The sequence below is a fragment of the Mycobacterium sp. IDUB_5 genome (assembly GCF_055419565.1).
Genome location: NZ_JBVAXX010000003.1, coordinates 159,772 through 177,960, shown reverse-complemented (window position 1 = coordinate 177,960; position 18,189 = coordinate 159,772). Strand labels below are relative to the sequence as shown.

The window sequence follows — 18,189 nt, the reverse complement described above, 5'->3', positions numbered from 1 at the left end:
CATGACGATGGACATCGCCGCGACCGCTCTTCCCCGCCCTGTAAAGACGGTAGATCGCACCGCTCGACCGCGTCGCTTCGTGATGATCCGTCCCACTCATTTCGCCGTCGACTACGTCATCAACCCATGGATGGACCTGTCCACGCCCGTCGACACCGCACGTGCGCTCGCGCAGTGGGAAGCGCTGCGGCAGGCCTACATCGACCTCGGCCATACCGTCGAGGAAGTCGGCCCACTGCACGGTCTGCCCGACATGGTCTACGCGGCCAACGGCGCCATGATCGTCAACGGTCGCGCGGCGGTCGCGCGCTTCGCCCACCCCGAACGCGCCGGCGAGGCACCGGCGCACGAAGCCTGGCTTCTCGACCAGGGCTTCTCATGCGTCCACACCCGCCACACCAACGAGGGGCAGGGTGATCTGCTGCTCGTCGGCTCGACGATCCTGGCCGGCTACGGCTTTCGCACCGACCGACGCGCCCACCGGGAGATCGCCGACCATCTCGACATGCCGCTGGTCAGCCTGGAACTCGTCGACCCGCGGTTCTACCACCTCGACACCGCCCTGGCCGTTCTCGACGACACCACCATCGCCTACTACCCGCCCGCGTTCGCCGAGCACTCACAGGCCACGCTGCGGCAGCTGTACCCCCAGGCCATCGAGGTCGCCAGCGCCGACGCCTACGCCCTTGGCCTCAACGTCGTCTCCGATGGTCTCAACGTCGTGATGCCCGCCGCCGCCGCCGGCTTCGCCGAGCAGCTGCGTCACCACGGATTCCGGCCGGTCGGCATCGATCTGTCCGAGTTGCTCAAGGGCGGCGGCTCGGTGAAATGCTGCACCCTGGAGGTTCATTCATGACCGCGATGCACGCCCCCACCCGCACCGAGGATGCCGTCGCTCTTGACAGCCGTTGCGTCGCACGCAATTACGCGCCGCTCCCCGTCGTCGCCGCACACGCCGAGGGCGCCTGGATCACCGACGTCGAGGGCAGACGCTATTTGGACTGCCTGGCCGCGTACTCTGCCGTGAACTTCGGCCACCGGCACCCCGACATCATCGCCGCCGCCCACGCGCAACTGGACCGAGTGACATTGGTGAGCCGGGCCTTCCACGCCGAGCCACTCGCCCCGTTCTGTGCTGCGCTGGCCACGCTGGCCCGCAAGGACATGGTGCTGCCGATGAACAGCGGCGCCGAAGCCGTGGAGAGTGGCATCAAGGTGGCCCGCAAATGGGGCCACGACATCAAGGGCGTGCCCGCGAACGAGTCGAACATCATCGTGGCGCACAACAACTTCCACGGTCGCACGACCACGATCATCAGCTTCTCCGACGACGAGACCGCCCGGCGCGGATTCGGCCCGTACACCCCCGGGTTCCGGGCGGTGCCCTTCGGTGACGCCGACGCGCTGGCCGCCGCGATCGACGACCACACCGTGGCGGTCCTGCTCGAACCCATCCAGGGCGAGGCCGGCATCATCGTGCCGCCCGACGACTACCTGCCGCGGGTGCGCGCCCTGTGCACCGAACGTGAGGTGCTGATGATCGCCGACGAGATCCAGGCCGGCCTGGCCCGCACTGGTGCGACGTTCGCCTGCGACCACTGGAACGTCGTCCCGGACATGTATCTGCTGGGCAAGGCGCTCGGCGGCGGCGTGGTGCCGCTGTCGGCCGTGGTCGCCGACCGTGAGGTGCTCGCCGTGCTGCACCCGGGCGAACACGGGTCGACGTTCGGCGGTAACCCGTTGGCCGCGGCCATCGGCCACACCGTCGTGAACCTCCTCGAGACCGGCGAATTCCAGCGTCGCGCAGCCGACCTCGGCGGCCTCCTGCATGCCCGACTGGGTGACCTGCTCGGCCGCGGCGTGCTCAGCGTGCGCGGCAAGGGACTATGGGCCGGGGTGGACATCGACCCGGTGCACGGGACCGGTAAGCAGATCAGCCTGCGACTGGCCGGGCGCGGCGTCCTGGTCAAGGACACCCACGGTTCGACCCTGCGCTTCGCCCCGCCGATCGTCGTCAGCGCCGACGAGATCACCTGGGCTGTACAGCAATTGGCCGAGGTGCTGGCCTAGTACTTGGCCGTGCCCCGGTCGACGGCGATCTGCGAGCCGGAGATGGTCGCCGAACCGTCACCGGCCAGCCACGCGACCACGTCGGACACCTCCTCGGGAGTCATGAACTCCTTGAGGCCCTTCTTGCCCGCGTGGTGCATTGGCTGATACGGCATCGGCGAAAAGCTGTGCAGGAACGCGGGATACTTGCCGAAGATCTCCATCATCGCCTCCGGCTGCACCATCGGCGTGTCGATCGAGTACGGATGGATGGAGTTCACCCGGATGCCGAACTCACCGGCCTCGATCGCGAGCGCGTTCGTCAGCGCCACCAGACCGTGCTTGGACGCCGAGTAGTGGGCGTTGCCCGGGGTGGCCTTGGTCCCCGCGGACGAGCTGACGATGACGATCGATCCGCCGTTGCCCGCCTCGATCATCGCCGGGACGGCCGCCCTGATGGTGCGCCACGTCCCGTTGAGGTTGACGTCGATGACCGTGTCCCACTGCTCTTCCGACATCTCCCAGATCCGGCCCCAACTCAAGATGCCCGCGTTGGCGACCACGATGTCGAGCCTGCCGAACTGCTCGACACCGTCGGCGACGAGCTGCTGCTGGGCCGCGAGATCCCGGATGTCGACCTCCCGGGTGAGCACCTTGCGGCCGGCCTCTTCGACCAGCCGGGCCGTCTCGGCGAGATCCTCGGCGGTGGGCATCGGATAGGTGACGGTGTCGGTGACCGCCGCGCAGACGTCGATCGCGATGATGTCGGCGCCCTCGGCAGCCAACCTGACGGCATGCGCGCGGCCCTGCCCCCGCGCCGCCCCGGTGATCAGCGCGACGCGCCCTTCCAGTGATGTCACCGGCTCAGGCTAACAGCAGAACTAGAACGCGTTCTAGTCCCTAGAGTTCGGCGATGATCTGCTGACGCTTGGCGGTGTACTCCGCTTCGCTGATGGTGCCCGTGGCACGCAGCGTCTCGAGTTCCTGGAGTCGCTGCGCGACCGTCGGCGGGGCGGGCGTCATGGGCGGCGCGGACGGCGCGACCGGCACGGGGGGCGGCGCCTGCTGCTGCGCGGCTGCGCGGCGCACGATGGCCTGCACCTGCTGCCGCGCAGCCGGATTCGACCTCAGATCGACCATGCTGTTGATGCCGATCCCGTTGGCCTTGAGCACCTGCAGGATCTCCATCAACGGCTCGACCTGGCCGGTCAGGTCGTATGTCCTGTTGTCTTCGGCCACCGAGAAGGTCGCCGGCATCAGCCCGCTGATCAGGGAACTGCGCTCCCAGTCGATCTGGTACTCGTTGGTGACCGGGTCGACCAGTGCGACCAGCTTGCGACTCATGATCATCGGCTGACGGCCCATCGAGGCCACCACTTTGTCCTGCGTGGAAAACGGTGTGATGCCCGGCCCGGAGATCCGCAGGTCCAACTTCACCAGGGGCTGGTCGTTGATCTGGGTGTTCGTCTCGTGAATCCCCACGACCTGCGCCAGGGCCAGCACCCCGCTGGCCTCCAACTCCTGTGTTTTCGCGGCGGCCTTGGCCCCGAACCCGGTGATCCCGAGTGCGATGAGGATGTCGATCGCGGTGATGATCAGGCCACCCCAGAACATCCAACTCATCATCGGATCGCGGCCGCTGGCGAAGTAGATCACCAGGAAGATCGGCCCGACGATGCCGCACAGCAGCACGAACAATTGGATCTTGATGTAGCGCCAGAGGGTCGACACGGGTCAAATTATGACCCGGGCACTCAGGATCCGGGCGGGACCTGCACAGGATTGGCGTCAGGAATCGGAACAGGACGCTGCTGGACCAGCTGGAACAGCGGGGCCACCCACTCGTCGGCGGACGACGGGGTCCGCGCATAGCTGGTGTGCACGGCCACCGCCGCCGGGTTCATGTCGTCCTCGGCGTCAGGGTCGTAGTCGCAGACCGCATCGCCGAGATCACAGACGCTGATCGTGCGGGCACCCATCGCCGGGGTCAGCGGGGCAGGCGTGTGGGCCAGGATGGGCCAGTCCTGCGCGACACCCTTGCCGCGCCCCGGAACGGCCGTGACCGAGCCCAGGTTCAGCGTGGGATCGGCCGGCAGACGATCGCCGTCGGCGACCAGCAGGGCGGCCGAGAGATTGGGGCTGGTCTCCAGCGCAGCGAGGTTACGGTGCACCACCATCGCACCCTGCGAGTAACCGGCGAGCACCACCTGCGTCGTCGGGCACTGCGCGACGAACGCGGCGTACTGCGCACCCAGCGCCGCCGCACCGGTGTCGACACTGCCCATGAAGCCCAGCCACTCCATGGCGCCTCCGTCGGGCGGCACCGGGACGGCGGGATAGTTGACGGCTTCGGCCGTGATCGTGCGACCGCTGCGCTGCACCAGCTGCGCGAAGTCGCGATAGGAGGTGTTCACCACGCGGCCCATGCCGTTGTCGGCGACGATGTCGGCGGGTGTGCGCTCACCCGAGCCGGCCGCCCCGATCCAGTGCACGTCAGGGCATCCGGGCTGGGCGGCAGCTGAGCCGGTGGACAGACCGATCATGGCTGCGCCACCGACGAGGGCAGCGGCTGCAGCTGCAGCGAGCGAGCGAATACTCAAGAGATCCCAACCTTTGTACAAAGTGAAAGCGGCGGACCCCTCGACCGCCGCCGTGAAATACATCGTCGCTGCGCGCCGAAGCGTTACGGTGCACAGACAAAAGTGGCGCCCACCCGCATCGGGTGAGCGCCACTTCCGTATGGCTGAGTATCTAGATCACTTGATGATCTTCGACACGCGGCCGGCGCCGACGGTACGGCCGCCCTCGCGGATCGCGAAGCGCAGGCCCTCGTCCATGGCGACGGGCTGGATCAGCTTGACGGAGATGTCGGTGTTGTCACCGGGCATCACCATCTCGGTGCCCTCGGGGAGGGTCACAACGCCGGTCACGTCCGTGGTCCGGAAGTAGAACTGCGGACGGTAGTTGTTGAAGAACGGCGTGTGGCGGCCACCCTCGTCCTTGGACAGGATGTAGACGCTGCCCTCGAACTCGGTGTGCGGGGTGGTGGTGCCGGGCTTGACGATGACCTGGCCGCGCTCGACGTCCTCGCGCTTGATGCCACGAACCAGCAGACCGACGTTGTCACCGGCCTGGCCCTGGTCGAGCAGCTTGCGGAACATCTCGACACCGGTGACGGTGGTCTTGGTGACGCCCGGGCGGATGCCGACGATCTCGACTTCCTCGTTCACGTTGATCACGCCGCGCTCCACACGACCGGTCACCACGGTGCCGCGGCCGGTGATGGTGAAGACGTCCTCGACGGGCATCAGGAACGGCTTGTCGGTCTCGCGGACCGGATCCGGGATCGACTCGTCGACAGCAGCCATGAGCTCCTGGACCGACTTGACCCACTTCTCGTCGCCCTCGAGCGCCTTGAGCGCCGAGACGCGGACCACGGGGGCGTCCTCGTCGAAGTCCTGGGCGGCCAGCAGTTCGCGGACCTCCATCTCGACGAGCTCGAGGAGCTCCTCGTCGTCGACCATGTCGGACTTGTTCAGCGCGACCAGGATGTAGGGCACGCCGACCTGACGGGCGAGCAGTACGTGCTCGCGGGTCTGGGGCATCGGGCCGTCGGTGGCGGCGACCACGAGGATGGCGCCGTCCATCTGCGCGGCACCGGTGATCATGTTCTTGATGTAGTCAGCGTGGCCGGGGGCGTCGACGTGCGCGTAGTGACGCTTCTCGGTCTGGTACTCCACGTGGGAGATGTTGATGGTGATACCGCGCTGACGCTCCTCGGGCGCATTGTCGATCTGGTCGAATGCGCGCGACTCGTTCAAATCGGGGTACTGGTCGTGCAGCACCTTGGTGATTGCTGCGGTCAGCGTGGTCTTGCCGTGGTCAACGTGACCGATGGTCCCGATGTTGACGTGCGGCTTCGTCCGCTCGAACTTCGCCTTCGCCACTTCTGTGTCCTCCTGGACTTGTTGGTGCTTTTACTTAAGCAGGTGTGTTGATGTGTTCAGTTGTGTGGTCTGCGAACTTACCGGTTACTGGGCCGACCCTACTGGGCCGTTCACTCCGATTACTGGCCCGTAGCCTTCGCGATGATCTCCTTCGACACGGCCGCCGGAACTTCAGCGTACGAATCGAACACCATGGAGTAGTTCGCCCGGCCCTGAGTCTTCGACCGCAGGTCTCCGACGTAGCCGAACATCTCCGACAGCGGCACGTGCGCCTTGACGACACGTGCACCACTTCGCTCCTCCATGGCCTGGATCTGACCACGGCGAGAGTTCAGGTCGCCGATCACTTCACCCATGTAGTCCTCGGGTGTCGTCACCTCGACGGCCATCACGGGCTCCAGGATGACCGGCTGCGCCTGTGCGGCGGCCTTCTTCATGACCTGAGAACCGGCAACCTTGAACGCCATTTCCGACGAGTCGACCTCGTGGTAGGCGCCGTCGAGCAGCGTCAACTTGACGTTGACCAACGGATATCCGGCGAGCACGCCGTACTGCATGGCGTCCTGTGCACCGGCGTCCACCGAGGGGATGTATTCGCGAGGAATGCGTCCGCCGGTGACCTTGCTCTCGAACTCGTACGTCGCGCCGTCTTCGCCGACGAAGGGCTCGATGCTGACCAGCACCTTCGCGAACTGACCGGAACCACCCGTCTGCTTCTTGTGGGTGAACTCGACCTTTTCGACTGCGCGCTTGATGGTCTCTTTGTAAGCCACCTGCGGCTTGCCGACATTGGCTTCGACCTTGAACTCACGACGCATCCGGTCCACCAGGATGTCCAGGTGGAGCTCGCCCATGCCGCCGATGACGGTCTGGCCCGTCTCCTGGTCCAGATGCACCTTGAAGGTCGGATCCTCTTCGGCGAGCTTCTGGATCGCGGTACCCAGCTTCTCCTGGTCGCTCTTGGTCTTGGGCTCGATGGCGACCTCGATGACCGGATCCGGGAACGTCATCGACTCCAGGACGATCTGATGGTTCGGGTCGCTCAGGGTGTCACCGGTGGTGGTGTCCTTCAGCCCGATCACGGCGTAGATGTGGCCGGCAGACGCCGTCTCGACCGGGTTCTCCTTGTTGGAGTGCATCTGGAACAGCTTGCCCAGACGCTCCTTCTTCCCCTTGGTGGAGTTGACGACCTGCGAACCCGAATCCACCTTGCCGGAGTAGACGCGCACGTAGGTCAGCTTGCCGAAGAACGGGTGCGTGGCGACCTTGAACGCCAGCCCCGAGAACGGCTCGTCGGCCGACGGCTTACGAGAGATGATCTCGTCTTCCTTGCCCGGTGCATGGCCCTCGGCTGCCGCGACGTCCAGCGGGGTCGGCAGGTAGTCGATGACGGCGTCGAGCATGGGCTGCACGCCCTTGTTCTTGAACGCCGAACCACAGAGCACCGGGTAGCCGGCGCTGGTGACGGTCAGCTTTCGGAGGCCACCTTTGATCTCCTCCATGGACAGCTCTTCGCCGCCCAGATACTTCTCCATGAGATCGTCATCGGTCTCGGCGATCGCCTCGATCATGGCGGTGCGGTATTCCTCGGCCTTCTCCTGAAGGTCCGCGGGAATGTCGACGACGTCGTACTTCTCGCCGAGCTTGGTCTCACCACGCCAGACCTTGGCCTTCATCTCGACCAGGTCGACGACGCCCTCGAAGTCACCTTCGGAGCCGATCGGCAGCTGGATCGGGACGACGTTGGCGCCGAGGCGGTCCTTCATCGTCTGCACCGAGAAGTAGAAGTCGGCGCCCAGCTTGTCCATCTTGTTGACGAAGCAGATGCGCGGCACGTCGTACTTGTCGGCCTGGCGCCACACCTGCTCGGACTGCGGCTCCACGCCCTCTTTGCCGTCGAACACGGCCACGGCACCGTCGAGCACGCGAAGCGAGCGCTCCACCTCGACGGTGAAGTCGACGTGGCCGGGGGTGTCGATGATGTTGATCTGGTTGTCGTTCCAGAAACAGGTCGTGGCAGCCGAGGTGATCGTGATACCCCGCTCCTGCTCCTGTTCCATCCAGTCCATCGTGGCGGCACCGTCGTGCACCTCACCGATCTTGTAGCTGATGCCGGTGTAGAAGAGGATGCGCTCGGTCGTCGTCGTCTTGCCGGCATCGATGTGCGCCATGATGCCGATGTTGCGGACCTTCGTGAGGTCGGTCAGCACGTCCTGTGCCACGGCTAAGTTCCCACTCTTTCGCTTGCTTGGTTGCTGTCGTCTTGCACCACCCTCGGCACCACTGCCGGGGGTGCTAAATCACCAGCGGTAGTGCGCGAAGGCGCGGTTGGCCTCGGCCATCTTGTGGGTGTCCTCGCGGCGCTTGACCGCGGCACCCAGGCCGTTACTGGCATCGAGGATCTCGTTGGCCAGGCGCTCGATCATGGTCTTCTCGCGGCGAGCCTTCGAGAAGCTGACCAGCCAGCGCAGCGCCAGCGTCACCGAGCGGTCCGGACGGACCTCCACGGGAACCTGGTAGGTGGCACCACCGACACGGCGGCTGCGCACCTCGAGCGAGGGCTTGACGTTGTCCATGGCCCGCTTGAGCGTGACCACCGGATCAGTGCCGGTCTTCTCGCGAGCCTGTTCGAGCGCACCATAAACAATGCGTTCAGCCAGCGATTTCTTCCCGTCCAGCAGGACTTTGTTGACCAGCTGGGTGACCAGCTGCGACCCGTAGACCGGATCGTTGACCAACGGACGCTTGGGCGCGGGTCCCTTGCGCGGCATCAGCTCTTCTCCTTCTTCGCGCCGTAACGGCTGCGGGCCTGCTTGCGGTTCTTGACGCCCTGGGTGTCCAGCGACCCACGGATGATCTTGTAACGCACACCCGGGAGGTCCTTCACACGACCACCACGCACCAGCACCATCGAGTGCTCCTGCAGGTTGTGGCCCTCACCGGGGATGTACGCGGTGACCTCGACCGAGCTGGTGAGCCGGACGCGGGCGACCTTGCGCAGCGCGGAGTTCGGCTTCTTGGGGGTCGTGGTGTAGACGCGGGTGCACACGCCGCGACGCTGGGGGCTCCCCTTCAGCGCCGCGGTCTTCACCTTGGCGACCTTGTCGTGGCGACCCTTGCGGACCAGCTGGTTGATCGTTGGCATGTACCGGCTTCCTGTGTTGCTTTCGTCTTTTGAAGTTTCGTGTCGCGGGCTACCCCGCATCCGGGCGTGTCGCATGCGGCGACCGCGTGATCTCGGAGTATTTTCCAAGCACCGCGGCACCAGACATGCGAAGTGGCCCGGCGCGCAGGTGTGCTTGCGGCTCGAATTCAGCCGCAGGCGCCTAGTCTGCCAGGCACGACGATCCACGATACCAGGGCGCGCGACCTCGACAAAACCCGCTGACCTGCGTAAGTGACGTCACCGGTGTCGCATGCCGGCGGCCAGACGCATGACCATATCGCTGAACACCGCGTCCGTGTCGATGCCGCTCATCACCCCGGTCATCTCGAGAAGCACGAACCCGTGCATCGCCGACCAGAACTCCAGCGCCGCGAAGAACGCCGATTCCTCGGTCAGCCCGTAGGTCGACAGCACGGCGATCACCGGGGCCGCGGCGGCGTGGGTTGCTTCGGTGAACTCCGGGTCGTCGCCGCCCAGCGGCATCCGGGTGAACGCCGAATAGCGGCCCGGGTGGTGGTGGGCATAGCTGCGGTAGGCACCGGCCATCACCATCACCGCGTCGTCGGGGGTGCGCCCCTGCCCGACGGTGTTGAGCATCTCGATGATGTCGCCGACCACCCGCATCCGCACGGAGCGACGCAAATCGTCGAGGCTGTGCACGTGGTTGTACAGCGACGGCCCTTTGGTGCCGAGCTGGTTGGCCAGGGCGTTGATGGTCAACGCGTCCCAGCCTTCGCGGTCGAGGAAGGTCAGTGCGGCGTTGACGATGGCTTCACGGCTCAGCCTCGCCGTACGCGGCGGCCGAGTAGCCATGTCGTCGTTCCCCCTTCACGGCCCGTCCATCCGGGTAGACGAGAGACTCTAGTTCACGCGCTCCTGGCTGAGCTGGGCAAGCTGCTCGACGATGGTGCAGAGATCGGGCAGGGTCTCCGAGTTCAGGGTCTGGATGGACCAGGTGATGACGTCGCTCCCCTTGGCCACGTAGATGCTGCACGCCGAGTCGTCGAACGCCTTGAAGCCCTTGTTGCCGTCCAGCGACATCTCGGTCAGGGTGCGGCCGGCCTGCTGCTCGAGTTCCCGCTCGGTGTCCATGTCACTGCCGCGGTACCACCAGGTCGAGATGCCCATGCCGGCGCCGACATCGCCGATCATCGTGTTCTCCTGCCAGAAGCATCCGGTGTCGCTGACCACGGCGCGGGTGAACAGGTTCGAGCCGGCCGCCGCGGCGACGTCGGAGTCGGTGATGCCGTTGCAGTCGGCGCTGCGGAAGCCTGCCCCCCGGGCGGAGCCGGCGTCTGTGGACGACGCGGCGGGACCGGCCGGCCCGCCGCAAGCGGCCGTCGAGATGCTCAGCGCCAGGCCCAGCCCGGCGATCATGCGCGCGGTCGTCATCTCACATGTCCGAGCGCAGGGTCGCCGTCAGCAGCTTCACTGCGTCCACACACGGGTCCCCGGCCTTCTGGTTGCGGTACTGCACCCACCAGCTCAGCACCCCGGTGCCCGCGGCGGCTGTCGCCGAGCACGCCGCCCCCGTGACGTCGCGCCGGGCCGAGAACGCCTGATGCCGTTCGATCACCGTGTCTTTCACGACGGCTCCGCGTGCGGCGGCCACCTCGCGCTCCCGCGCGAGGGAGCCGGTGTCGAACCACGAGAACGTCACGTCGACCGTGACCGCCCGCGGCCGGGACAGGATGTACTGGCACACCGCGCCGCTGTAGGGCCGGATCACGTCGTCGGCGCCGAGCGTCGCCTGAACCGTGCTGTCGTCGAGCAGACCGCACCGGTCGTCGACGTATCCGTACGACCGATCGGGGTCGGGGACCGACCCCTCCTCGCGCTGCGCGGTGCCACCGACCGTGTGCGCGCAACCACCCACCGTCGCCGTCGCGAGGACACCGGCGACAGCAACGGCGAGGGCATCCATCACACGGTGGCTGACAGGCTGGTGCATCGCAGCTCACGGTACCCAGCGCAACTCGCTGTGGCGACTCGCTCGACGTCGTACGCTGCGGGGGTGACCTCTTCACCACGAGTGCTGGCCGCGGGCGTCCTCACGGTGTCCGCCATGCTGATGGTCTCGCCGAACGCGCAGGCCAAGAACGGTGACACCCACATCACCGGGCAGGGCGTGAGCAGGACCATCGACTGCAACAACGCGACGCTGATCGTGGTGGGCACAGGGAATCAGATCAACGCGCTCGGAACCTGCTGGGCGGTAACCGTGCAGGGATCGAGCAACACGATCGTCGCCGACAACGTCATCAACGACATCACCGTGTACGGATACGACCAGGCGGTGTTCTACAAGACCGGGTCGCCGGTGGTGTGGGATCGCGGCCGCGAACTGGGGATGACAAATCGCGTGGATCGGGTACCCGCCTAGCCGTGAATCGACTTCTCCTCGGCGGTGCGGCGCTGTGCGCGGCCGCGCTCGGTCTCTCGGCATGCGGCTCCACCAGCTCTGACACCGATCAGCCCACGGCGACAGCGGGTTCGTCGGGCGCGCAGGTGGAGATCGGCAACACGATCAACTACGGCTCACTGGGTACGACGGCCGACCTGGATTGCGCCGACGGAAAGTCTCTCAACGTCGGAGGGTCGAACAACACCCTCACGGTCGCGGGCACCTGCGCGAACGTGAACATCGGCGGGGCCGACAACAAGATCACCTTCGACAAGGTCGACAAAGAGTTGTCGGTGGTGGGGATCAACAACACGGTCACCTACCGCGACGGTGATCCGAAGGTCAACGACACCGGCAGCAACAACACCATCAGCAAGGGCTGACGCCGGGCTCAGGTCGCGCTGGCCCCGTGCCTGCCCGCGCCGGCGGCGAAACGCGCTGCGCCATCGAGAGATTCCGCGGCGACCCGCGACATGCTGCCGAACTCGACGTCCATCGCGTCGGCCTCCGACAGTCCCCACTGGTGCAGCGCCGAGAGCCGGTCGCTGCGCATGCACTGCTGCGGGAGGCGGGCGAGTTCGGCGGCGAGTTCCTCGGCCGCGGCACGAGCCTGCCCGGTAGGCACCACGCGGTTGGCCAACCCGATGGCCAGCGCCTCGTCGGCCTCGACCGCCCGCCCGGTCAGGATCAGGTCCATCGCCCGGCTCTGGCCGATCAGTCGGGGCAGCCGCACCGTGCCTCCGTCGATGAGTGGCACCCCCCAGCGCCGACAGAACACGCCCATCACCGCGTCCTGTTCGACCACCCGCAGATCGCACCACAGCGCCAGCTCCAGTCCCCCGGCCACCGCGTGGCCGCTCACCGCGGCGATCACCGGCTTGGACAACACCATCCGGCTCGGACCCATCGGTCCCGGACCACTGCGATGCACCGCGTTGGCCTCAGGGGTGCCGAAGGCCTTGAGATCAGCTCCGGCACAGAAGGTTCCGTTGTCACCGCAGAGCACAGCCACCGCCGCGTCATCGTCGCGGTCGAACTCGTCGAAGGCGGCGTAAAGAGCGGCCGCCGTCGGCCCGTTGACCGCGTTGCGGGCGTGCGGACGGTTCATGATCACTGTGGTGACCGGGCCGTTCTTCTCGACCCGCACTCCGTGTTCGCTCACCGTGCCTGTCATCGCGCCTCCATGATCTCGTCGTGCCGCCGTGCGGCCAGTTCCGCGGCGAAGTCCTGGTACACCGACCGCAGCGCCGCGCCGGGCCAGCCAGCCGGCAGCAGTTCCGCAGGCAGCACGGGGTCGGTGCGCAGGTGCCGCACGATACCGGCGGCCGCGGCAAAGCGGCCGGGAACGTCTGGGGCCCCCGCCATCTCGGCGAGCAGGTGCTCGCCGGAGGCCACCCAGCCGGGAAGATCCCACAGCGCCGCGGCGAGCCCTGCCGGATCGTCGTCGTGCACCCGCAGCACCCGGGTGTGCGGGCGCACGTCATCCGGCAGCGTGATGTCCAGATTGGCCGGCCGCAACCACAACCCCTCGCGGAGTTCACCGAACCTGCTGTCGTGCAACGCTGTTCGCATCGTAGATCGCGTGCGGGCATCGTTGCCGACGCTGGTCACCGCCACCCCGATCCAGGAACCGTCCCAGGACACGGTGCGCGGGTCGATCGCGTCGTCCTGCCGGCGCTGCCGGGCCAGCAACCGGTCGGACAGCCGATAGCCGTCACGGGAACGCACCAGATCACCCGCGCTGACCATCCTGGTCAACGCCACTCGTACCGTCGGCTCCTTGAGGTCGAAATCGGCTGTCAAACGCAGCAATTCACTCGCGGTCGCCCAGGCAGGATGCGCACCCAGCAGCACGCTCAGCACCACCGAGCGCGCCGTCATCCGCCTCACCGGCTGGAACATTCACACCCCCGACGTCGCGCGCCCGTGGTCGCCGAACGGTTCGTCGCGGCGGCGGACCGCGTCCCGGAATCCGTGCTCGCGGGCCTGGGCCACGAAGGCATGTCCCTCAGGGGTGTGCCGCGCGATGCCGTCGAACACCGTGGAGACCATCGCACTGGTGGCGACACCCTGGTTGATCAGCGCGCTGTTCATCGCGAGCTTCACCATGATCAGCTGGTTCACCGGCATCGCGGCGATCCGCTCGACAAGACGTTCGGTGCGCTCGTCGAGATCCTCGGGCGCGGGCGCCTCCACTGCCAGGCCCCACTCGGCGGCCTGGGCGCCGGTAATGCAATCTCCTGTCAGCAGAAGCCTTTTCGCGCGCTGGTCACCGAGGCGATGCGCCCACAAGCCCGCCGCAGGCACACCCCAGACCCGCGTGGGCGGATAGCCGATCTTCGCGTCCGCGGCGGCGATCACCTGGTCGGCGTGCAGCGCGATGTCGGTTCCGCCGGCCACGCAGTAACCGTGGATCTTCACCACGGTCGGCTTGTCGGCGTGCATCAGGCTGGCGAACCCGCGGACGAACCGGCTCATCATCTGGTAGTCGATCATCGGGTCCCACGGCTGATCCGGAAGGTGATTGATCGCCTGCGTCTTGCCGGACAGCACGGTGTCGCGGTAGGGATTGCCACCGCCGGCCGACGACGAGCCCTCGGCATAGGCCGACAGGTCGAAGCCGGCACAGAATCCTTGTCCGCGGCCCGAGACCAGGATGACGTGGACGTTCGGGTCGAGATCGGCGCGTTCGACCAGCGCCGACAACTCCAGCGGGGTGTCGGCGACGATCGCGTTGCCCTTCTCGGGCCGGTTGAACGTGATGCGGGCGACGCGATCGGTGACCTCATAGGTCATCGTCTTCAAATCGTCGAAGTCCACCGGCCTGATCGCATGTGTCATGCGCGATCCCGCTTCGCTTCTCGCTGGGAAGTCATGCCTTGACCATGGCCCGCTCGAGGATCGGCGACAGATCGAGCCCAGTGGGCATCGTGCCGAACGCGCCGCCCCACTGGCCACCCATCCGGGTGGCCAGGAAAGCCTCGGCGACCGCGGGGTGGCCGTGTCGGACCAGCAGCGCGCCCTGCAGGGCCAACGCGATGTTCTCGGCGACCTGCCGTGCCCGGTACTGGATCGTCACAGGGTCCTCCACATCGCCCAGTGCCTGCCGCAGCGCGGCGACGTGGCTGTCCAGCCGCGGGTCGTGCCCCGCCGTCGCGCCCAGTTCGTCGAACAGCACGTCGATACACTCGGGCCGAGTCATCATGGCGCGCAACGTGTCCAGCGCACTGACATTGCCCGAGCCCTCCCAGATGCCCATCAGCGGCGCTTCGCGGTAAAGCCGCGGCATGCCGGAGTCCTCGACGTAGCCGTTGCCGCCCAGGCACTCCATCGCCTCGGCGGCGTGGGGTGTCGCCCGCTTGCACACCCAGTACTTGGCCGCGGCCAAACCGATTCGGCGCAGCAGTGTCTCGCGCTCGTCGCCGCGGACCGCGTGATCGGTGGCACCGGCCATCCGCATCGCCAGCATCGTCGCCGCCTCGGCCTCCACGGAGAGATCGGCCAGCACGTTGCGCATCAGCGGCTGATCGATCAGGTAGTCGCCGAACGCCGAGCGGTGCTGGGCGTGATGGATGGCGCGCATCAGCCCGGTGCGCATGCTCGTGGCGCTGCCCAGCGTGCAGTCCAACCGCGTGAGGTTCACCATCTCGATGATGGTCGGCACGCCGCGGCCTTCCTCACCGACCAGCCACGCCGTCGCTCCGTCGTACTCGACCTCACTGGAGGCGTTGGCGTGGTTGCCCAGCTTGTCCTTGAGCCGCTGCAGGAACATCCGGTTGCGGGTGCCGTCGGGGAGCACGCGCGGCAGCAGGAAGCAGCTCAACCCCGCAGGCGCCTGCGCGAGCACGAGGAAGATGTCGCACATCGGCGCCGAGGTGAACCACTTGTGCCCGCGCAGGGAGTAGGTGCCGTCGCCGTTCGGGGTGGCCTGGGTGGTGCCGGCGCGGACGTCGGACCCGCCCTGCTTCTCGGTCATCGACATGCCGGCGGTGATACCGGCCTTGGTGGTCGGCACCTTCAGTTCGGGGTCGTAGCTGCGGCTGGTGAGCAGCGGCTCGTAGATCGCCGCCAGCTCGGGGTTGTGCCGCAGCGCGGGCACGACGGCATAGGTCATCGAGATCGGGCAGATGTGACCGGGTTCGGGGGTCCACACCGAGGTCTTGGCGGCGCGCACGACATGGGCGCCCGGCCGGTCGTCGGCCCAGGGGGCGGCGTGCAGTCCGTGGCCGATCGCCACGGTCATCAGCTGGTGGTACGCAGGGTCGAACTCGATCTCGTCGACGCGATGGCCCACCCGATCGTGTGTGTGCAGCACCGGCCGGTTGCGGTCGGCGAGCTCACCCCAGCGCTGCGCCGCAGCGGAGCCACCGAGTGCGCCCAGCTCGTGCACCTCGTCCATGCCCCACTGCCCGCCCTCCCGGATCAGCGCTTCGGCGAGGACGGGTGAGGCGGCGGGGTTGAAATCCGCCAGGGGCGGGACCTGATTGGTGACGACGTGCGTGTCCATGCGCACACTGTTACATCTTTGCGACGGTCACACAAGATCTGTAACAGCCGGACGGCGCCGCCACGCGTCGTAGCGATGCAGCCCGATCATCACCACCGCGGCCAGCGCCCACCCCAGCAGGAGGTCGACCACGTAGTGCTCGGCGCTGTAGACCAGGGTGAACGCCATGACAAGCGGATAAGCCACCAGCAGAGGACGCCAGCGCCGCTGCACCCGGGTCCACAGGAAAGCGGCCAGCGCCGCCGACATCCCGGCGTGCAGCGACGGGATCGCGGCCACCAGATTCACGCTGGCCTGCCCCTGGTCCAGCAGCGCGGTGGCCGAGTGGAGGTTCAGCTTGCCCCACCCCCGGCCGACGATGCGCTCGATCCAATCGTTGGCGCCGTCCTGGGAGAACTGCATCGAGCCGAGCAGTCCGCCGTCGGGCACACCGCGGGCCGGTCGGAACATGCAGCGCGGCCCGGACGGCCCGCCGGTCACGTCACCGGGCGTGCAGCGCGCGGCTGCCCACGGCGGGGCGGCGGGCAACAGCGCGTAGATCAGCAGCGCGATCAGGTTCAGACCGACGAACAGCCGAACGAACGCCTTCCATTCCTGCCGGTCGCGCAGCCACAGCACGGCCGCGATCACATACGGCAGGATGAAGAACGACATGTAGACCGCGCTGATCACCACCTCCCACCACGGCGGAGTAGGCATCTTGAGGCGTTCCTGCAGCCATACCGTGGGCATCGCGCCGTGGAACATCGCACGGTCGGCGTCGGCCTGCCAGTGCCACAGCGTGGGCCGGCCGATCAGCGTGGCCGCCCCCCTGCTCAGGTCGTAGGCGATGAGTACCAGCGCGAACGGCAGCCAGTCGCGGATCACCGCGATCATCCGCCGGCCCTGACCGATGCTGGCCGCGAGCAGTCCGGTGCAGATGTAGACCAGCAGCAGTTCGCGGTTGAACGCCAGACCGTCGGTCACCGTCCGGTACACGACAACGGCGGCCCAGAGTGCGACGGCGATCCACCGCAGGATGCGCAGTCGGCTGGTCCGGCGCCGCGGCGGGGTGTCGGGAGCGGGCGCGACCGCAATCGACGTCTGTTCGATTGCGGACACATGAGCCTTTCGACACGGGAAGGGCAGGGATTCCCGGCGTCAGACTAATTAACCTTGCGGCCAGCTGCCGTTCAACATGCGTTCGGCTACGAAGTTGTGACGGTCTGATGAGGTCGTCAGAGGTTGTCGCGCAGGAACGCGATGTCGTCCTTGCGGCCCTCGTCGGCGGTCTCGCAGATCACCGGCGCGCCGGCTGCGGACACGACCGCGACCAGCAGCTGGGGATCGATCTGCCCGGTGCCGAAGTTCGCGTGGCGGTCCGCACCCGAGCCTGCGGCATCCCGGGAGTCGTTGCAGTGCACCAGGTCGATGCGGCCGGTGATCGCCTTGATGCGCTCGACCGCGTCGACCAGCGCCTCGCCGGCCGCCCAGGCGTGGCAGGTGTCCAAGCAGAAGCCGATGCCCTTGTCGCCGATGTGGTCCCACAGCCGACCGATCGTGTCGAAGTGGCGGGCCATCGCGTGGTCGCCGCCCGCGGTGTTCTCGAGGTAGACGGGCACGTCGGTCTCGAGATAGTCCAGCGCCTTCACCCAGCGCTCGAAGCCGGCGTCCATGTCGTTGTCGTCGGCGTGGCCGCCGTGCACGATCACCGCGGTGGCGCCGACGTCGGCGGCCGCGTCGCAGGTGTCCTGCAGGATCTTGCGCGACGGGATGCGCACGCGATTGTTCGCCGAGGCCACGTTGATCAGGTACGGCGCGTGCACGTAGATGGGTGTGCTCGCGGCCCGCAGCACCGCGGCGTCCTCGCGCGGCTTCGGCTTCTTCCAGCTCTGCGGGTTGCCGAGGAAGAACTGGACGACGTCGGCGCCGTCAGCGGCCGCCGCGGCCAGGGGGTCGTCACCATGAACGTGGGATCCGATCAGCACCCCGCCGAGTCTAGGCGGGCGACGATCAAGCGGTGAGGCACGAGCCGCGTTGAGGAGCCGCCTACAAGGCCAGGCGGGCGACGATCAAGCGGTGAGGCACGAGCCGCGTTGAGGAGCCGCCTACAAGGCCAGGCGGGCGACGATCAAGC

20 protein-coding genes are annotated in these 18,189 nt (G+C 67.2%); 4 read left to right on the top strand and 16 right to left on the bottom strand.

Annotated features, from left to right (window positions below):
* Nucleotides 1-7: 7 nt before the first annotated feature.
* Together ddaH and rocD are read left to right on the top strand one after the other, a co-directional pair.
* Nucleotides 8-856, top strand: coding sequence for a dimethylargininase (gene ddaH, locus ACZY1G_RS10130; protein ID WP_463814861.1), 849 nt, complete (start codon nucleotides 8-10; stop codon nucleotides 854-856).
* Nucleotides 853-2,070, top strand: coding sequence for an ornithine--oxo-acid transaminase (rocD, locus tag ACZY1G_RS10125; protein ID WP_463822316.1), 1,218 nt, complete (start codon nucleotides 853-855; stop codon nucleotides 2,068-2,070). Before ddaH ends, rocD begins: the two co-directional genes overlap by 4 nt.
* Here the strand turns inward: rocD and ACZY1G_RS10120 are convergent.
* From ACZY1G_RS10120 to ACZY1G_RS10075, 10 genes are all read right to left on the bottom strand, one after another.
* Nucleotides 2,067-2,900 (bottom strand): mycofactocin-coupled SDR family oxidoreductase, encoded by an 834-nt coding sequence (locus ACZY1G_RS10120; protein ID WP_463814860.1) that lies wholly within the window; start codon nucleotides 2,898-2,900, stop codon nucleotides 2,067-2,069. The two genes, rocD and ACZY1G_RS10120, sit on opposite strands and share 4 nt — an antisense overlap.
* 49 nt (nucleotides 2,901-2,949) lie before the next feature.
* On the bottom strand, nucleotides 2,950-3,780 hold the full coding sequence (locus ACZY1G_RS10115) for an SHOCT domain-containing protein (RefSeq protein ID WP_463814146.1): 831 nt from the start codon (nucleotides 3,778-3,780) through the stop codon (nucleotides 2,950-2,952).
* A 23-nt stretch (nucleotides 3,781-3,803) separates the two neighbouring features.
* Nucleotides 3,804-4,592 (bottom strand): cutinase family protein, encoded by a 789-nt coding sequence (locus ACZY1G_RS10110; protein WP_463814859.1) that lies wholly within the window; start codon nucleotides 4,590-4,592, stop codon nucleotides 3,804-3,806.
* Nucleotides 4,593-4,805: 213 nt separating this feature from the next.
* Nucleotides 4,806-5,996 carry an elongation factor Tu gene (gene tuf / locus ACZY1G_RS10105; protein WP_463814145.1) on the bottom strand — a complete coding sequence of 397 codons (1,191 nt, stop codon included), beginning with the start codon at nucleotides 5,994-5,996 and terminating at the stop codon, nucleotides 4,806-4,808.
* A gap of 119 nt (nucleotides 5,997-6,115) precedes the next feature.
* Complete coding sequence (fusA, locus tag ACZY1G_RS10100) at nucleotides 6,116-8,218, bottom strand: elongation factor G (protein ID WP_111508486.1); 2,103 nt, start codon at nucleotides 8,216-8,218, stop codon at nucleotides 6,116-6,118.
* Between the two features lie 78 nt (nucleotides 8,219-8,296).
* Complete coding sequence (gene rpsG, locus ACZY1G_RS10095) at nucleotides 8,297-8,767, bottom strand: 30S ribosomal protein S7 (RefSeq protein WP_011895901.1); 471 nt, start codon at nucleotides 8,765-8,767, stop codon at nucleotides 8,297-8,299.
* Entirely contained in the window at nucleotides 8,767-9,141 is a 375-nt protein-coding gene (gene rpsL / locus ACZY1G_RS10090; protein ID WP_046361107.1) for a 30S ribosomal protein S12, read from the bottom strand. The genes rpsG and rpsL overlap by 1 nt, the downstream gene beginning before the upstream one ends.
* A 258-nt stretch (nucleotides 9,142-9,399) precedes the next feature.
* On the bottom strand, nucleotides 9,400-9,975 hold the full coding sequence (locus ACZY1G_RS10085) for a TetR/AcrR family transcriptional regulator (RefSeq protein WP_463814144.1): 576 nt from the start codon (nucleotides 9,973-9,975) through the stop codon (nucleotides 9,400-9,402).
* 48 nt (nucleotides 9,976-10,023) lie between these two features.
* The gene (locus ACZY1G_RS10080) at nucleotides 10,024-10,554 is read right to left on the bottom strand and encodes a DUF3558 family protein (protein ID WP_463814143.1); all 531 of its coding nucleotides are present in this window, start codon (nucleotides 10,552-10,554) and stop codon (nucleotides 10,024-10,026) included.
* A 1-nt stretch (nucleotide 10,555) separates the two neighbouring features.
* Nucleotides 10,556-11,113, bottom strand: coding sequence for a DUF3558 domain-containing protein (locus ACZY1G_RS10075; RefSeq protein ID WP_463822315.1), 558 nt, complete (start codon nucleotides 11,111-11,113; stop codon nucleotides 10,556-10,558).
* Nucleotides 11,114-11,227: 114 nt separating this feature from the next.
* Here ACZY1G_RS10075 and ACZY1G_RS10070 point away from each other — a divergent pair, with 114 nt between their 5' ends.
* Both ACZY1G_RS10070 and ACZY1G_RS10065 read left to right on the top strand, forming a co-directional pair.
* Nucleotides 11,228-11,545: a DUF3060 domain-containing protein gene (locus tag ACZY1G_RS10070; protein WP_463814857.1), complete on the top strand. Its 318-nt coding sequence runs from the start codon at nucleotides 11,228-11,230 to the stop codon at nucleotides 11,543-11,545.
* A gap of 2 nt (nucleotides 11,546-11,547) precedes the next feature.
* Nucleotides 11,548-11,949 carry a DUF3060 domain-containing protein gene (locus ACZY1G_RS10065; RefSeq protein ID WP_463814142.1) on the top strand — a complete coding sequence of 134 codons (402 nt, stop codon included), beginning with the start codon at nucleotides 11,548-11,550 and terminating at the stop codon, nucleotides 11,947-11,949.
* 8 nt (nucleotides 11,950-11,957) lie between these two features.
* Here ACZY1G_RS10065 and ACZY1G_RS10060 read toward each other — a convergent pair whose 3' ends face one another.
* From ACZY1G_RS10060 to ACZY1G_RS10035, 6 genes are all read right to left on the bottom strand, one after another.
* On the bottom strand, nucleotides 11,958-12,740 hold the full coding sequence (locus ACZY1G_RS10060) for a crotonase/enoyl-CoA hydratase family protein (RefSeq protein ID WP_463814141.1): 783 nt from the start codon (nucleotides 12,738-12,740) through the stop codon (nucleotides 11,958-11,960).
* Nucleotides 12,737-13,447 (bottom strand): PaaX family transcriptional regulator C-terminal domain-containing protein, encoded by a 711-nt coding sequence (locus ACZY1G_RS10055; RefSeq protein ID WP_463814140.1) that lies wholly within the window; start codon nucleotides 13,445-13,447, stop codon nucleotides 12,737-12,739. Before ACZY1G_RS10055 ends, ACZY1G_RS10060 begins: the two co-directional genes overlap by 4 nt.
* Nucleotides 13,448-13,468: 21 nt before the next feature.
* Nucleotides 13,469-14,407, bottom strand: coding sequence for a crotonase/enoyl-CoA hydratase family protein (locus ACZY1G_RS10050; protein WP_463822314.1), 939 nt, complete (start codon nucleotides 14,405-14,407; stop codon nucleotides 13,469-13,471).
* Between the two features lie 31 nt (nucleotides 14,408-14,438).
* Entirely contained in the window at nucleotides 14,439-16,073 is a 1,635-nt protein-coding gene (locus ACZY1G_RS10045) for an acyl-CoA dehydrogenase family protein (protein ID WP_463822313.1), read from the bottom strand.
* Between the two features lie 27 nt (nucleotides 16,074-16,100).
* Nucleotides 16,101-17,174 (bottom strand): phosphatase PAP2 family protein, encoded by a 1,074-nt coding sequence (locus ACZY1G_RS10040; RefSeq protein WP_463822312.1) that lies wholly within the window; start codon nucleotides 17,172-17,174, stop codon nucleotides 16,101-16,103.
* Between the two features lie 116 nt (nucleotides 17,175-17,290).
* Nucleotides 17,291-18,040, bottom strand: a complete 750-nt coding sequence (locus ACZY1G_RS10035; protein ID WP_463814136.1) for a deoxyribonuclease IV — start codon at nucleotides 18,038-18,040, stop codon at nucleotides 17,291-17,293.
* Between the last annotated feature and the right edge of the window lie 149 nt (nucleotides 18,041-18,189).

Excerpts from the sequence above, each read along its gene's own strand:
- ddaH (WP_463814861.1), top strand. The coding sequence starts at position 8 with ATGGACATCGCCGCGACCGCTCTTCCCCGCCCTGTAAAGACGGTAGAT.
- rocD (WP_463822316.1), top strand. The coding sequence starts at position 853 with ATGACCGCGATGCACGCCCCCACCCGCACCGAGGATGCCGTCGCTCTT.
- ACZY1G_RS10110 (WP_463814859.1), bottom strand. The coding sequence starts at position 4,592 with ATGATCGGTCTGTCCACCGGCTCAGCTGCCGCCCAGCCCGGATGCCCT.
- rpsG (WP_011895901.1), bottom strand. The coding sequence starts at position 8,767 with ATGCCGCGCAAGGGACCCGCGCCCAAGCGTCCGTTGGTCAACGATCCG.
- rpsL (WP_046361107.1), bottom strand. The coding sequence starts at position 9,141 with ATGCCAACGATCAACCAGCTGGTCCGCAAGGGTCGCCACGACAAGGTC.
- ACZY1G_RS10085 (WP_463814144.1), bottom strand. The coding sequence starts at position 9,975 with ATGGCTACTCGGCCGCCGCGTACGGCGAGGCTGAGCCGTGAAGCCATC.
- ACZY1G_RS10080 (WP_463814143.1), bottom strand. The coding sequence starts at position 10,554 with ATGACGACCGCGCGCATGATCGCCGGGCTGGGCCTGGCGCTGAGCATC.
- ACZY1G_RS10075 (WP_463822315.1), bottom strand. The coding sequence starts at position 11,113 with ATGCACCAGCCTGTCAGCCACCGTGTGATGGATGCCCTCGCCGTTGCT.
- ACZY1G_RS10070 (WP_463814857.1), top strand. The coding sequence starts at position 11,228 with ATGCTGATGGTCTCGCCGAACGCGCAGGCCAAGAACGGTGACACCCAC.
- ACZY1G_RS10060 (WP_463814141.1), bottom strand. The coding sequence starts at position 12,740 with ATGACAGGCACGGTGAGCGAACACGGAGTGCGGGTCGAGAAGAACGGC.
- ACZY1G_RS10055 (WP_463814140.1), bottom strand. The coding sequence starts at position 13,447 with ATGACGGCGCGCTCGGTGGTGCTGAGCGTGCTGCTGGGTGCGCATCCT.
- ACZY1G_RS10050 (WP_463822314.1), bottom strand. The coding sequence starts at position 14,407 with ATGACACATGCGATCAGGCCGGTGGACTTCGACGATTTGAAGACGATG.
- ACZY1G_RS10045 (WP_463822313.1), bottom strand. The coding sequence starts at position 16,073 with ATGGACACGCACGTCGTCACCAATCAGGTCCCGCCCCTGGCGGATTTC.